Annotated in this window: 10 protein-coding genes; 9 read left to right on the forward strand and 1 reads right to left on the reverse strand. The window is 52.0% G+C overall.

Features of this window, described 5'->3' with window-relative positions; genetic code table 11:
* The first annotated feature begins 78 nt into the window (after positions 1–78).
* From P0M28_RS07600 to P0M28_RS07615, 4 genes are all read left to right on the forward strand, one after another.
* Positions 79–1,056, forward strand: coding sequence for an EthD domain-containing protein (locus P0M28_RS07600; RefSeq protein WP_302209134.1), 978 nt, complete (start codon positions 79–81; stop codon positions 1,054–1,056).
* Positions 1,057–1,198: 142 nt separating this feature from the next.
* Positions 1,199–1,915, forward strand: coding sequence for a pirin family protein (locus tag P0M28_RS07605; RefSeq protein WP_302210864.1), 717 nt, complete (start codon positions 1,199–1,201; stop codon positions 1,913–1,915).
* Positions 1,912–3,120 carry an MFS transporter gene (locus P0M28_RS07610; protein ID WP_302209135.1) on the forward strand — a complete coding sequence of 403 codons (1,209 nt, stop codon included), beginning with the start codon at positions 1,912–1,914 and terminating at the stop codon, positions 3,118–3,120. The genes P0M28_RS07605 and P0M28_RS07610 overlap by 4 nt, the downstream gene beginning before the upstream one ends.
* A 52-nt stretch (positions 3,121–3,172) precedes the next feature.
* Positions 3,173–4,129: a bestrophin family protein gene (locus P0M28_RS07615; RefSeq protein ID WP_302209136.1), complete on the forward strand. Its 957-nt coding sequence runs from the start codon at positions 3,173–3,175 to the stop codon at positions 4,127–4,129.
* Positions 4,130–4,344: 215 nt separating this feature from the next.
* Here the strand turns inward: P0M28_RS07615 and P0M28_RS07620 are convergent, their stop codons facing one another.
* Positions 4,345–9,156, reverse strand: coding sequence for a sigma 54-interacting transcriptional regulator (locus tag P0M28_RS07620; protein WP_302209138.1), 4,812 nt, complete (start codon positions 9,154–9,156; stop codon positions 4,345–4,347).
* A 300-nt stretch (positions 9,157–9,456) separates the two neighbouring features.
* On the opposite strand from P0M28_RS07620, the gene P0M28_RS07625 reads away from it, so the two are divergent.
* The 5 genes from P0M28_RS07625 (at position 9,457) to P0M28_RS07645 (ending at position 14,382) form a co-directional block, all read left to right on the forward strand.
* A complete protein-coding gene (locus P0M28_RS07625) occupies positions 9,457–10,224 on the forward strand; it encodes an SDR family NAD(P)-dependent oxidoreductase (protein WP_302209139.1) in 768 nt (255 codons plus the stop codon).
* A gap of 33 nt (positions 10,225–10,257) precedes the next feature.
* A complete protein-coding gene (locus P0M28_RS07630; RefSeq protein ID WP_302209140.1) occupies positions 10,258–11,127 on the forward strand; it encodes an SDR family oxidoreductase in 870 nt (289 codons plus the stop codon).
* 480 nt (positions 11,128–11,607) lie between these two features.
* Positions 11,608–12,444 (forward strand): universal stress protein, encoded by an 837-nt coding sequence (locus P0M28_RS07635; RefSeq protein WP_302209141.1) that lies wholly within the window; start codon positions 11,608–11,610, stop codon positions 12,442–12,444.
* An 87-nt stretch (positions 12,445–12,531) separates the two neighbouring features.
* On the forward strand, positions 12,532–13,368 hold the full coding sequence (locus P0M28_RS07640) for a universal stress protein (protein WP_302209143.1): 837 nt from the start codon (positions 12,532–12,534) through the stop codon (positions 13,366–13,368).
* A 102-nt stretch (positions 13,369–13,470) separates the two neighbouring features.
* Positions 13,471–14,382 (forward strand): aldo/keto reductase, encoded by a 912-nt coding sequence (locus P0M28_RS07645; RefSeq protein WP_302209144.1) that lies wholly within the window; start codon positions 13,471–13,473, stop codon positions 14,380–14,382.

Here is a 14,382-nt window from a genome sequence, read left to right on the forward strand (position 1 = left end):
CTCGTAACCCGCAACTCATTCACCTGCAACCCGTAACCCGCTACCTATCAATTAACAACCCCTTAAATCAATGATACCATGAATTCAATCACCACGATCAATCCGGTTAACGTACCCGGTCTTAGCGTCCCTGACTTCTCGGCGCGGGATGCTGAGGCTCAATTTACCTTTTACGTACTGCTCAAAATCCGTCCGGGAATATCCCAACGGCAGTTTGACGACTACTGGCGCGACGTGCACGGGCCGGTATGCGCCCGCCTGCCCGGTCAGTTTCAGTACTGGCAGTTCCACGTAACCCAAGATCAGGGAGGACTATGGCCCCACCATCCGGGAGTCAAGATGCACACCAGCCCCGAAGAACAGTACGATGGTATTGCCGAACTCACCTTCTTAACTGAACAGGCCCGCCATGACTGGTTCGAGGCGGCGGCAATTCTTATGTCGGATGAGCATAACATTTTCTCCAAGACCACCGGCTACGTGACTACCCAAGGCAATTCGCGTACCTGGATAGACCGCATTCCCGACGGAAGTCCTAACGGAGCGTCACCCGTTACCAAGCTGCACGTGTTGCTGCGAAAGGCCGATCGCATCAGCATTAAAGGACTTCATACCTTCCTGACCGAACAGTGGGCACCTCAAATAGCTCGAAGTCCATCGGTTAGCAAGCTGCGGTTGCATTTGCTGGAAGAACATGATAACTCCGAGAACTTACCCCCGGCCCCAGGAGTATCCCATCGGGAGTTCATCGTGGATCAGTACCAGGCAGCGATAGAAATTGCCTGGCCCGACCGCCTGGCGATGGAACGCTTCTTTGCGTCCGCCGAGTATCAAGAGGTTTCCGCCGAGCTGGAGCACTTTGTCGGAAAACTAGTCGCGTTCCGGGAACGAACTGCTAACACTTTCGTCTACCGTGGACAAATGACCCTGGCTGGAAAGCGTGGGTCTTCCGTAGCCCAATTAATCACTGAGCTAGGGGCGGTCAACCAACTGGAAGAACCCCTGGAAAAGCTGGTATTGTACCATCAATTGCCCGCTGCACTACAGCAAGCCTAACTGTTAACGTAAGTACCCTATGAAAAGCATAAAACGCATCGTACCCCATCAGTTTACCCAGAATGCACCAGGCTTCCGGACGATCAACATCTTCCACGGCGAGTACGCCATTGAACCGTTTTTGGTGTTTACCGATTACCACATGAGCCGACCGATCTTCGGTCCGCACCCCCACGCCGGGGTCTCGGTGATGACCTACATGCACCCGGACAGCGAGGGTTCGTTTCGCAATCGGGACAGCCACGGAGATGGCAGCATCATTGAACCAGGGGGCGTACACGTGACGCAGGCGGGCATCGGCATTCAGCACGATGAAGTACCGGAGCATACCGGCACCGACTGCCACGGCTTTCAGATCTGGATCAACCACGCCGACCAAGACCGGCTGGTGCCACCCCGGGCCTTTCATGCCAAGGCGCATGAAATACCGGAAGTGATCAAAGGATCGGTCCGGGTTCGGGTCATTCAGGGTAGCTATCAGGGGCATACCGCGCCCTTCACCCTGGTAACCCCGATTACCTTGCTGGATACTACTTTAGCCCCCAGAACGTCGCTAACCCTGCCCGGCGAAGAGATGACGTTTCTCTACGTCACCTCCGGAAAAGGATGGGTTGCCGGGCGTGAGATTAATGCACATGACATAGTCTTGTTTGAAAAAGAAGGAGATGCCGTGGAGGTGCAGGCCACGCAGGATAACGGTATTAGTTTCATGTTTGCTTCCGGCGTGCCCCACCGGGAGCCCATCGTGTACGGCGGGCCCTACGTGATGACGACCGCCCGACAGTTGGAAGATACCCAAAAGCGTTTTGCCCGAGGTGAGATGGGCACGTTAGCTCCCCTAAAAGCCGAAACAGTATGAGCACCTCCGTAGCCACTTCCACCCGGGCTTGGTCCACCAAACTGACCTTGTTGCTCGCCAGCACCCTGACGGTTATGTCGGGGGCTACCATCTCGCCCTCGCTGCCGCAGATCCGCGACGTGTTTGCCGCCACGCCCAATGCTGAGATGCTCAGTCGGTTGGTATTGACCATTCCGGCTTTGTTTATTGCCGGGTGCGCCCCCGTAGCGGGGTACATCGTAGATCGTTTCGGACGGAAATCCTTGCTACTGGGTAGCTTAGCGTTATATGCGGTTGCTGGTTCGTCCGGCCTATACCTGGACAGTCTGACGGCTATTCTGGTGGGACGCGCGTTGCTGGGAGTCGCCGTAGCGGGAGTGATGACCACGGTTGTCACGCTCATTGGCGACTATTTTGAGGGCGAAGGGCGGACGAGCTTTATGGGCTTACAAGCCGCCTTTATGGGGCTGGGCGGGGTATTGTTTATCAGTGGGGGTGGCTACCTGGCCGATATCGGCTGGCGCTGGCCCTTTGCCATCTACTTTTTTTCATTGCTCGTAGTCCCGCTCACCATCGCCTACCTGCCCGAACCGGCACCAACCGAAAAACCCAACCCGACGACAGGTTCGGCACCGACCGACCGTTTTTCACCAACGACTATTGCTTTGTTGTTCGTGGTAGTGATCGTGAATATGATTATGTTCTACATGGTGCCCGTGCAGATGCCCTTCTTTCTGAGCGAAACCATTCAAGTGAACAATACCCGGGCGGGAGTGGCCATTTCGCTGATGACTTTTTCCAGCGCGGTGACATCATTGTTTTACCGACGTATCAAGGCTCGGTTCGGGTTTTATACGATCTACGCCCTCGTATTTTCTTTCATGGCCCTCGGTTACGGACTCATTGCCCAGAGTACTACCTACACGCTGGTGGTGGTAGCCTTACTGCTGGCCGGAGTAGGCTCGGGCTTGTTCTTGCCCAACGTAAATTTGCAGGTCATGGCCCTGGCCCCGCCCCGCCTTCGGGGTAGGCTGGTCAGTGGGGTAACCAGTGCGATGTTTCTAGGGCAGTTTCTCTCACCGCTAGCTGTGGCACCACTGGTGCAAAATTTCACTCTGGGGGATACGTTTGGTCTGGCTGCCGGGGGGCTATTGGCGATGGCACTCGGCTTTCTGGTAGTGGTATTGTTCGAAAGAAATTCGTCCAAAGTACCATCCACTGATTAAAGCATCGCTTCCGAGCATACCGGACACTTTTACCAAAAAATTATTCAACCCTATGATCGTAAGACGAAACCTTGACCCTAAAGTCATTCTGTTCTACTCCTGGAAAGACCTGCTCTACTACCTACTGCTGGCCGTAGCGGTGTACACTATTGACCGCTACGTAGCTGCAATTGATTTCCATTTGCCCTTTACAATCGTGACCATCATCAGTACGGCACTGGCCATCTTTCTGGGCTTCAACAACAACCAGGCCTACGACCGCTGGTGGGAAGCCCGCAAGATTTGGGGACTGATGGTGAATTATAGCCGCGCCTGGGCCCGCCAAGCCTCTACTTTCCTGATTACTGAAAGTGACGCAGAACAAGAAGAGCTCAGGGTGCTCAAGCAACGCATGATCTACCGGCATGCGGCTTTTGTCCACGCCCTGCGGGTGTTCTTGCGAAAACGGCACGACTACGACGCTACCCGGCCCGAGTACATGCAGCCCGAAAACGAGTACGCCGATTGTAAACACCTGATGGAAGAGAAAGAATTTAAAATCTTTTGCGCCAAAGACAATCCGCCCAACTTTTTGAATCAGTTGCAGGGCGAAGACTTGCAGCGGGCCTTTCGCCGGGGCTGGATCAGCGACTTTCGCTACGTGCAGATGGACCAGACGCTGGTGGAGTTTAACAATATTCAGGGCCGTAGTGAACGGATTAAGAATACACCTATGCCTCGGCCCTACACGTACTTTTCTCGAGTGTTTGTGTCTGTCCACGCCACCTTACTGCCCTTTGCCTTTGTGCAAGAACTGGGCTGGATGATGATTCCGGTATCATTTATCGTCTCGTTTGTATTTCGAACCCTGGATATGATTGGAGAGCGCACCCAAGACCCGTTTGATAACAAAATTGACGATACGCCGATGACTTCGCTCAGTGTAACGATTGAGCGAAATGTGAAGGAGCAGTGGGGCGAGCAGCACTTACCCGAAAAGCCTCTGGTACAAGAAGGGATTGTTTTTTAAATCTTGTACACGTTTGCTATTGTGAATTGGCTTTGCTGTAGTGCACCAATAAACACTCATTTTACAGTACAGTTGAGCAGTAGCATAGTAAGCACAAGTTAAGGTGCCTATTGATAGCACTGTCAAACAAAACTGGTGTAAGCATTTTACATAGACAACACGAACAAAAGCTTTCTTTTCGCAAAGTGGGATCGTAGCCTCGCTGGTTTTACCCCTCACCGCTCGATGCCCAGCTTCTTCATCCGCGATTCCAGCGTAGAAGGGTTGAGTCCGATCATTTGAGCAGCCCCTTTTTTTCCACGAACACGCCAATGGGTAGCTTCCAGCACCTTGAGCAGTGCCTGCCGTTCCAGCGCATCCTTCTGCTCACTGATGTAAGCTTCCGTGATCTGGTCAGAAGGGGGTAGCGGAGATGCTCCGGATAGCACCGGCTTCGCGCTGGGTATCATCTTAGAAAGCACCCCATCGATTTTGCGACCGCTGGCGACAATCACCGCGTGCTCGACTATGTTGCGCAGTTCACGGACATTGCCCGGAAAGTCACCATGCTTCAGCGTGCGCATTGCCCCCTTGGTGAAGCCCCGGTATGGCTGCCCGATATGGCGACTGTACTGCCGGGCAAAGTGCTCAGCCAGCAACGGAATATCTTCCGGCCGCTCGCGCAAGGGCGTCAAACCAATCGGAAAGGTACTGAGGCGATAGTAAAGGTCAGCCCGAAACTTACCGGTTGCGACTGACTCGAGCAGGGTTCGGTTAGTCGCCGCGACTACCCGAAAATCCGATTTGATAGGGATGTTGCCCCCCACCCGTTCAAACTCCTGCTCTTGCAGCACCCGCAGCAGCTTGGCTTGCATGCTGAGCGGCAGCTCTCCAATTTCGTCCAGAAAAACCGTGCCCCGGTGCGCCAACTCAAACTTTCCAATCCGCTGCTGCATCGCCCCGGTAAAGGCTCCCTTCTCGTGGCCAAACAACTCACTTTCAAAGAGAGACTCAGGGATGGCCGCGCAGTTGATCTTCACCAGCAGGTGCTGGCTACGGGGCGAGGCTTGGTGGATGGCCCGAGCGACCAACTCCTTGCCCGTGCCGGTCTCGCCCTGCACCAGCACCGTGGCATCCGTAGAAGCGACCTGCTCAATCTGGCGGAACATGCGTTGTAAGCTATCGCTCTGACCGATAATCTCACTGAAGTGGTACTTACGGGTGACCTCTTCCAACAAGTACTCATTTTCCTGACGCAATTGGTCATTTAGCCGGGCTATCTCTATTTGGGCGAGCTGCCGATCCAGGGCCAGGGCCAACGTGTCCACAAGCCTTTCCATTAAGGTAAGCTGCTCTGTGCTATAGGCCTGTTTCTTTTGGGCGAAAAGATCAATGTATGCATTGGTATGCTGGGATAGGGGAACTGAGAGGGAGAGTATACTCCCCATCTGCCATTTATTAGCAATATGGGTAGCCAGTAGTTCAGTTGTGCCTCCTTCGGGAAAGTCAGTAAGTGTATGATACCTTTTGCGCTGCTGCTGTAGCTTGTAAAAATCTTGGTTGGAAAGAGCGAGTAAATCAATCAGCTTGCCCTTATCCAATACCTGATATTCTCCCTTTCCAGTAGCCATCAGGTAATGGCAAAACGGCTGAGCAGTATCAGCGGTAGTACAGCCGATCATCCGGAAGGATAAATGATTTTGCAAAATGTCGGCAATGGCCTCAAACTTCTCAGGCAAACCGTCATGCAGCTCCAGTGCTTTAATGAGCTCTACCTCTAGGGCCTTTTCATCAGCTTTTTGCCGTATTTGCTCGTTCGCCAGTACGTTACTCACCGCAACGGCCAGTTGATCGGCAATGGCCTGGAAAAGAGGAAAGTAAGCTTCGTTGTACGCGTTCTTCCGGAACGAGTTGAGAATCAGACTTCCGAATACTTTGTTCGCCGTTTTTAGCGGCGTATACATAAAGTGCTGAACCGGTGACCGCTCTATAAAGTCGGACAACGGAAAGTCCTGGTACGCAAGCAATTCTTCTTTGGTGATGATGCCTGTCTGTTGGGTAGTCTTGCGCGTCATGGAATCTACGGGATGAAACCCAGCCAGCCCGACGGCCATCAAACTACGCGGGTCCTGGGGATCAAAGTGATGCTTAGAAGAGACCAGGTCTTGCCAGGACGTGTCCTGATTATCCAACACGATAACAGCCAGGTAGTCCATAGGAATGTAGGGGGACACCTTGTTGTAGATCACCTTGAACATCTGCTGGCGATCCTGGATACTGGCTACGGCCTCGCTGATACCCAGCAGGGTTTCTTTGAACTGTTTTTCTTCTAACAGTTGTTCGGTGGCCATGATGTTGCCTACGGCTACTGAAAGCTGCTCGGTTACATTTTTGAACAGGGTGTGCTGCTCAGGGGGAAAAAAATTGATCGCTTTTGCATTGATACAGAACATACCCAATGTACGATCGCCCACTCTTAGGTTGGCTGCCAGACAATCGCGATAACCATCATCTGGAAAATCATAGAGTTGGAACTGGTAATAGTCAGGAAACTTTTTGTTTAGTTCCTTAAAGTCAAACAATTTCACCCTATCACTGGCATCTATTTCCGCCATCATCCACTCGATGAGCGAATCTGGATGGTGGACCTTCTTGGTTCCCTGCTCGACAATCTTGAAGCTTAAGGCTGATTCTGAAATATTAGGGTATATTCCGGCAACATCACTATGAAATTGGCCTTCCTCTGATAGTAAAAACACACCAACATCCTCAAACCGGAAGATGGGCTGAAGTATCTCCATCACATATTGTAAAAACTCGGGCAAGCTGCGCAGACGGGTCACCCCTTCGGTAATCTTGAGCAACTGGGTTTTTTCTTGTTCACGTTTAAGCACTTTTTCGCTAGACATCACATTGTTGACGGCTACCGCTAGCTGGTCGGCAATGGCTTGAAAAAGTGGAAACTGAGATGCTGAGAAGAAATCAGCCTCCAATGAGTTGAATGCGAGCATCCCAATGTGTTTTCCCCCAATATTGAGTAAAGCCATTAAGGATTCTTGATAGCCAACTGCTTGAATCGCCTGAAACTGGTAATAATCGGGAAAACGGTCAAATGCTATTTTTTCATAAGGCAGTATCATTAGCCCACGGGCTTCGTGCAACTGATTAAAAACCCATTCCAGGGCAGAGTCCTTAAAGGGTATTTTCTCTACACCGGATTGATTGACCGCTTCATTTACCACAGATTCAGATATTTCAGGCATTACCGTTGCCCAATCCGAAACATTTCCTTCTTCATCGAGAACAAAGAGCCCTACATCATAAAAGCCAAAGATGGGTTTGACTTGCTCGAATATCGTCTTGAGTAGTTGTTTTCGATCGTGTATACTGGCCACCGCCTCGCTGATACCCAGTAGGGTTTCTTTGAACTGCTTTTCTTCCACTAACCGTTCATTGGCCAGCACGTTGGCCACCGCCACACTCATTTGCTCGGCAATGGCGGTGAACAGTGGCAGATACGTTTCGGTGTAGAAATCTTCCTGCTTACTATTAAAGCAGATCATTCCAATCGCCTCTCCTCCGTAAGTCAGCGGTCCGCCAATCATTTGTCGTAGTCCAGCATCGTGCATCATCGGTAGTTGCGGATGATCATTTAAGAAGTCTTCTATCAAAAACAATCCGGATCCCTGTTGCATCATCGTGTCTACTACTGAACCCGGATGATGATAGCGGTAATGCCTTCCGTGCTGTTGCTCAATAGCATCTTGGACCCAAAAATTTACTATTTCGGCATCCACCAGTTCGTAGTGGTGCTGCTTATCTTCGGTGAGCACAAACAAGCCGTAGCTGTCGTAGGGGAAGATGGGCTGGATGCGCTCGTAGATCGTCTTGAGTAGCTGCTTTCGGTCTTGCACTTCGGTGATGGCCTGGCTGATGGTAAGCAACTGCTCTATCCGTTGCTTTTGGGCTAGTACCCGTTCATTAGCCAGCACATTGGCCGCAGCTACGCTCACCTGTTCACTGATTGCTTCAAACATCGGTAGATGCTGTTCGGTGTAGAAGTCTTCCTGTTCACTCGCGAAGCACAACATCCCGATGGCTTCCCCGCCGTAGGTCAAAGGCCCCGCGATAAGTCGGCGCCAGCCTAGCTGGTAGGCGATGGAAGCCTGCGGATGATTCATATGATCAGCCAAACGAAACAATCCTGGCCCTGCCTGCATCCAGTGTTCCACATTGGACCCAGCGTGCTCATAACGATGATGAGCTCCGTACTGCTGCTCAATAGCCATCATCGTAGGATCATCATCCATCACCTCAGCGTCAACCAACTCGTAGTGATACTGCTTATCTTCGGTGAGTACGAACAAGCCGTAGCTGTCGTAGGGGAAGATGGGCCTGATGCGCTCGTAGATGGTCTTAAGCAATTGCTTCCGGTCTTTTACCTCGGTAATAGCCTGGCTGATGGTGAGCAGTTGCTCTATCCGTTGCTTCTGGGCGAGCACTTCTTCATTAGCCAGCACATGACTCAGAGCTACGGCCACCTGGTCGGCCACCGCCTGAAACAAAGCAAACTGCTCGGGGCGGAAGTGATCTTTCTCTAGGCTATTTAAGCAAAACATCCCGATCAGTTCGCTGCGTGCCTGTAGGGTGGTAATTAGGCAGTCACGAAACTTAAGATGCGCTAAGACGTCGGCGGCCGGATAGTCGGCAAACTGTTTCGTCAATTCAGCAAAGTCGAGCAGCACCGGCCCTTCTGCGGTGATACTTTGTTGTACCATAAACTCGATGGGTGAGCCATGATAGTACAGCCGCTTCGCATAATCCGTGTAAGATTGCGACAAGTTAGCCGCTGATGGACTAATAGAAGGATCTAACACCGCTAGATCGTAGCAGTAGTCTTCTGCTTCGTTCACCACAAACAAACCTATGTCGTAGAACCCAAATACCGACTGTAGTTCGGTGACGATAGTGCGGAGCAGCTCGGTCGTGTCGCGGGTGCTGGCAATGGCGGTGCTCAGGCGGGTCAACAGACGGAAATCGTTTATCATAATATTAGGGCCCCTTAGCTGTTTGGAAAGTATTGACAGATTACGAAGTTCGCTCGCAAACTACACCGTAGCAGTGACGATTGCCAGAAAAAGCACGAAGTTATCGGGGATTCCTTGACTTATTTACCGGATAATTTCCGGGTATTCTTTACTTCCACCCACCAAAAAAATTCTTATTATATACTAATGTATTGATAGTCAGCCCTTTATTTGTTTTCTGTAGATTATTGATGTTTTTGGTATCATATAGGGTAGGCTGCTATTAAACAATTTTATTTTTTACCTAACCTTATCCCTATCATGTTTAACCTAGATAGAAAAGTTGCCTTGGTCACCGGCGGAAGCCGGGGCTTAGGTGCCCAGTACGCCCTTCAGCTAGCCGAAGCGGGCAGCGATATTATTTTGACCTACCGAAGCAACCGCGACGAGGCAGAGGCTTCCGTAGAGCGCATCAAGCAAGTGGGACGTCAGGCGGTGGGCTTGCCGCTGGATGTGGCCGACCACGCCTCATTTGATAATTTTGCCGAACGGGTCACGAGCGTGCTTCAGGAACGTTGGGAACGACAACAATTTGATTTTTTGATCAACAACGCCGGTATTGACAGCCATTCTTTGATTGCTCAAACCAGCGAAGAGACCTTCGATCAGGTGTTTAACGTCCACTTCAAAGGTGTATACTTCCTGACCCAACGCGCCCTTCCCCTGCTGGCCGACGGCGGACGAATTATCAATATTTCTACCGGGCTGGCGCGGTTCTCATTCCCCGGTTACGGTGCTTATGCTTCGGCCAAAGGAGCCGTAGAAGTGTTCACCCGCTACCTGGCGAAGGAGCTGGGCGATCGGAAGATCACCGCCAACGTGGTGGCCCCCGGGGTCATTGAGACCGACTTTACAGCACCGGCTTTTGAGCACAACCCCCAAATGAAGGATATGCTGGCGCAGCAAACGGCCCTCGGCCGGGTGGGGCAACCCGAAGATGTGAGCGGCGTCATCGCTTTTTTATGTTCCGACGAAGCCCGCTGGATCACTGGTCAGCGCTTGGAAGCTTCGGGCGGTATGTTTTTGTAAGTCCAATCTATCCATTCTTACATCACTAAACCAATGAGTAGTATTCATAATAATCGTCGTGAAGCCCTCAAGGGAATGGCCCTGGGCACAGTAGGATTAGTTGCCACCGGCACCAACCTATCCGCCAAAACTGCAGCGGGCTGGTCCCTGGCCAAAAACGAACTGAAGGGAAAAGTAGCCATCGTCACCGGTGCCCGTGCTAACCTGGGAAAGGGCTTCGCCATCGCCCTGGCGGAGGCGGGGGCCGATGTAGTGGTGCACCATCACCTACCCCCCACCCAAGACCAGGCCGAAGAGACAGCCAAGCTATGCCAAAAACACGGTGCTAAGACGGCCATTGCGGTTGGCGACCTGGGGCAAGCTGACAACGTAAAAAAGCTCTTTGATATCGCCGAAAATCAACTGGGCGGAGTCGATATCGTCGTACACAGTGCCGGAGCTATCGAAAAGGCACCCATCGCTGAAATCACCGACGAGCAGTTTGAACGGGTGATGAACATCAACTTTCGGGGCACCTTCCTGGTACTGCGGGAGGCCGCCAAACGTATTCGCGATGAGGGACGTATCATCAACATCAGCTCCTCTATCACCGCTGGGCAAACTCCTAACTACGGGGTATACGCCGGCTCTAAGGCCGGGCTGGAGCAGATGGCCATGGCCCTGTCCAATGAGCTGGGCCCTCGCCGTATTACGGTAAATAACGTAGCTCCCGGGCCGCTCGATAACTCTTTCTTCCATGGAGAAGAAAACCCTCAGTCGGTAGAATACGCTACGAATATGGCACCACTTAAGCGGCTGGGGAAGGAAGACGATATAGTGCCAGTAGTAGCCATGCTAGCCACCTCGCAAGCACTGTGGCTCAACGGTCAGACCATCTACGTGAACAACGGCTACGCTAGCTAGTGCCGAGGACACCAGTACGAATGAAAGGCTATTTCTTTGGGGGTAGCCCTTTCTGGCAACTACTTTCACGGCTGTTTCTGGAAGAGAATAAGCACATCTGCGTAGTATTCAGCTAGCTTGCTTACGAAACTAATTTTTTTATGAGCTACACGACCATTTTTTTAGTGACCGTATTCACCGTAGAAGGTTGCCGGGCGGTGTACGACATTCCACCCCAGCAGTAGCACCCTGGGGCAGGTAAAAACTGTAAGCGGGACTGTACTACGCGGACGGCTGCACTACAGCGAGGCGCACGACCGGGTGTTGCTCAAGGCGGGCGATTCAGCGACGATCCGGGTGTTTTCGACTCAGGATGCCGAAGCATTCACTTACCATGATTGCTGCGAGCACCGATCCTTCGTTAAGTTGAGGGGGTACACCGTCGTTTGATATTCTTTCAGCTAATACAATAATACTTGACTATACCTTACAATTTTTACCATGAGTACTGTACTAATTCCGCTGGACCTTACTTACTTGAGTAAATGCGCTTTAGAGTTTGGTTCTCAACTGGCCAACCTGATGCAAGCGCGCTTACACCTGATTTCTGTAGTAGAGCCCCCTCGTCAGGGGCGGTTTCGGGTAAGCTCCGGAGAGTACGAGCCGGACTCGATGGGCCATTTCTACCAACAGCAACTACTTCGTATCAAAGCTAGCCAAGTAGAAGAGCACCAGGACGAATTGCAACAGTGGTTTCCCGCGTTGGATATCGCCCCCACGGTGCGGGTCGGCGACCCACTGCCCACCGTGCTTGACGAGATTGAACAGCAAGCCATTGATCTGGTGATCATCGGCGGTGACTGCTTTCATGCTTCTGATCATGCTTTGGAGCAGCTTATCCGGGAATCAACCTGTCCGGTGCTGGTGGTGAAGTGCCGTTTAGACAAGATTACCTCCTACCGGGATGTGGTTTTGCTAGTAGACCCTCAGCGGGACGATAGTCAGGTGCTAAGTCACCTGATCGTACTGCAACGCTGGCTCAACGCCCGGCTTCATCTGCTTTGGGTAAATACGCCGAACCGGTTTACGGCCACCAAAGCGGCGACACAAACACTGGATCGCTACCGGATCAAGTACGGTTTGGATCATGCCCACCCGGTGCTGTGGGACGATGAAAGCGAGACCGAGGGGCTGCTGCGCTACAGCCAGTCGTTGGATCACGCTTTTTTAGCACTGGCGGTGCATTCCCGCAGCTTCGTTCAGCGGTTGCTGCGTAGCGACCCCGCGAGCCAGCTCATTACTTCGTCCGCTCATCCGGTCTGGACCTTCGGCCACTAAACGCATACGCTTTTGGTGGCTGAAGCTTGGTAAGTACGGATTTTAAAGGCGACCATTCAATTTCATTCACTATTTCCCTAATCAATCATGAACCCGATATTAATTCCCTTAGATTTAACCTATCTGAGCCAGTGCGCGCTCACCTTTGGCACCCAACTGGCCGAGCACCTTCGCGTGTCGGTGCATCTGTTCTCGACCGTGCCTTCGGTGCCTTCGGGTGGCCCCATGGTCGGCCCCGGCGAGTATGTAACCAACTCCAAAAGTAGTTTTTATGAACGGCAGGAAGTAGCCGAAAAGACCATTGAGGTCACAGAGCATATTGCTACGCTTCGGCAGTGGCACCCCTCGCTTGACATGGCTCCTACGGTTCGGGTCGGCGATCCTGTGCCTACTTTACTGGACGAGATGCAGCAGCATATGCCCCAGCTAATGGTCTTTGGCAGCGACTGCTATAATACTTCTGATGCCCAGCTGGATCGTCTCATCCGACAGACCGCTTGCCCGGTGCTCACGGTAAAGTGCCACCTGGCACCCCCGGAAGCGTACCGCGATATTGTCTTTCTGGTAGACCCCGAGCGGGATCATCAGCGAATTATCTATCATTTGGCGACCTTGCAACGGTGGCTGGATGCCCGGCTACACCTGCTGCGGGTAAACACTCCCGATAACTATACGACAACCCTACCGGCCACTGATATGCTTAAAAAGTTTGTCGTGCAGCACCAGCTCGAGAACGTCTCCTCGCTGGTGGTGAGCGCGCCCACGGAGTACGAGGGCCTGATGCAGTACGGCGAGTCATTGGAACAGGCAGTCATCGCACTGGGTACGCACTCCCGAAGCTTCTTGCAGCGGCTTTTGCGTCCCAACTCGGAAGGTGAGCTGATTGCCGCCTCGGCCCACCCGGTCTGGACCTTTGGGGGATGAGCCAGAAAGCAGATGGCTTCCTGGCTACCGGGTCGCTATGATGGTTTCTTAGCGTCAGATTTTTTGTAAAAGAAATTATTTAACACCTTAAACGAAGCAAAAATGAAAGCACTGACCAAAGATTCGCGCAATGAAATCAATATGCCGCTGGTGGGATTTGGCACCTATCAGTTATCAACTAAGGAAGCTGAAACAAGCGTCACCGAAGCCTTGAAAGCGGGATACCGACACATAGATTCGGCCGAAGGCTACCAAAACGAAGAAGGCACCGGTAGAGCCCTCAAGGCGTCTGGCCTATCACGAGACGACTTCTTTATCACGACCAAGCTCTTCCCCGGAAACAAACAGTGGGATGCCCCTGAAAAAACCTATGAGCAAACCGTTGAAACCCTTAAAAAGCAACTTGCTGATCTACAACTGGATCACGTAGACCTGTATCTGATTCATGCCCCCCTGGCTGAGCTAAGACTAGAGCAATGGAAGGCTTTGGTGGAGCTTAAAAAGTTAGGGCTAACCAAGCACATTGGGGTATCCAATTACGATGAAACCAGAATCCATGAGCTATTGAGTGCCGGTTTGCCCAAACCCGAGGCCAATCAAATTGAATTTCATCCCATCAACACGCAGCCAGGGTTATCCAAATTTATGAGTGAACATTCGATGGCGCCCATTGCCTACAGCTCACTAGCCCCGCTGGCCAATTGGAGAATGGCCGAAGGGCAGGGAGGGGAAGTACTGGCTGAGAAAAAACAGGAGGCTCAAGGGGTGATTACCGAAGTGGCCCATGAGCTAAACGTGACGGAAGCAAAATTGCTACTACGATGGGGACTACAGCACGGCTACGCCATCCTGACCAGAAGTACCAAGCCGGAACGCATCCAGGAAAACATTGATCTGTTTGATTTTGAGATTCCTCAGAGCCATATGGATCGTCTGGATCAATTGAACCAAGATCAACCCTTTGCTTGGGCCGCCCACGGCCTCAACCCTATGGAAGCCGCTCCAGCACTTTAA

The sequence above is a fragment of the Tunicatimonas pelagia genome, from assembly GCF_030506325.1.
Taxonomy (GTDB): Bacteria; Bacteroidota; Bacteroidia; order Cytophagales; family Cyclobacteriaceae; genus Tunicatimonas; species Tunicatimonas pelagia.

Bases quoted from the DNA above. Each gene is read 5' to 3' on its own strand.
- P0M28_RS07630 (WP_302209140.1), top strand. From the start codon at position 10,258: ATGAGTAGTATTCATAATAATCGTCGTGAAGCCCTCAAGGGAATGGCC.
- P0M28_RS07615 (WP_302209136.1), top strand. From the start codon at position 3,173: ATGATCGTAAGACGAAACCTTGACCCTAAAGTCATTCTGTTCTACTCC.
- P0M28_RS07600 (WP_302209134.1), top strand. From the start codon at position 79: ATGAATTCAATCACCACGATCAATCCGGTTAACGTACCCGGTCTTAGC.
- P0M28_RS07640 (WP_302209143.1), top strand. From the start codon at position 12,532: ATGAACCCGATATTAATTCCCTTAGATTTAACCTATCTGAGCCAGTGC.
- P0M28_RS07625 (WP_302209139.1), top strand. From the start codon at position 9,457: ATGTTTAACCTAGATAGAAAAGTTGCCTTGGTCACCGGCGGAAGCCGG.
- P0M28_RS07635 (WP_302209141.1), top strand. From the start codon at position 11,608: ATGAGTACTGTACTAATTCCGCTGGACCTTACTTACTTGAGTAAATGC.
- P0M28_RS07610 (WP_302209135.1), top strand. From the start codon at position 1,912: ATGAGCACCTCCGTAGCCACTTCCACCCGGGCTTGGTCCACCAAACTG.
- P0M28_RS07645 (WP_302209144.1), top strand. From the start codon at position 13,471: ATGAAAGCACTGACCAAAGATTCGCGCAATGAAATCAATATGCCGCTG.
- P0M28_RS07605 (WP_302210864.1), top strand. From the start codon at position 1,199: ATGAGCCGACCGATCTTCGGTCCGCACCCCCACGCCGGGGTCTCGGTG.
- P0M28_RS07620 (WP_302209138.1), bottom strand. From the start codon at position 9,156: ATGATAAACGATTTCCGTCTGTTGACCCGCCTGAGCACCGCCATTGCC.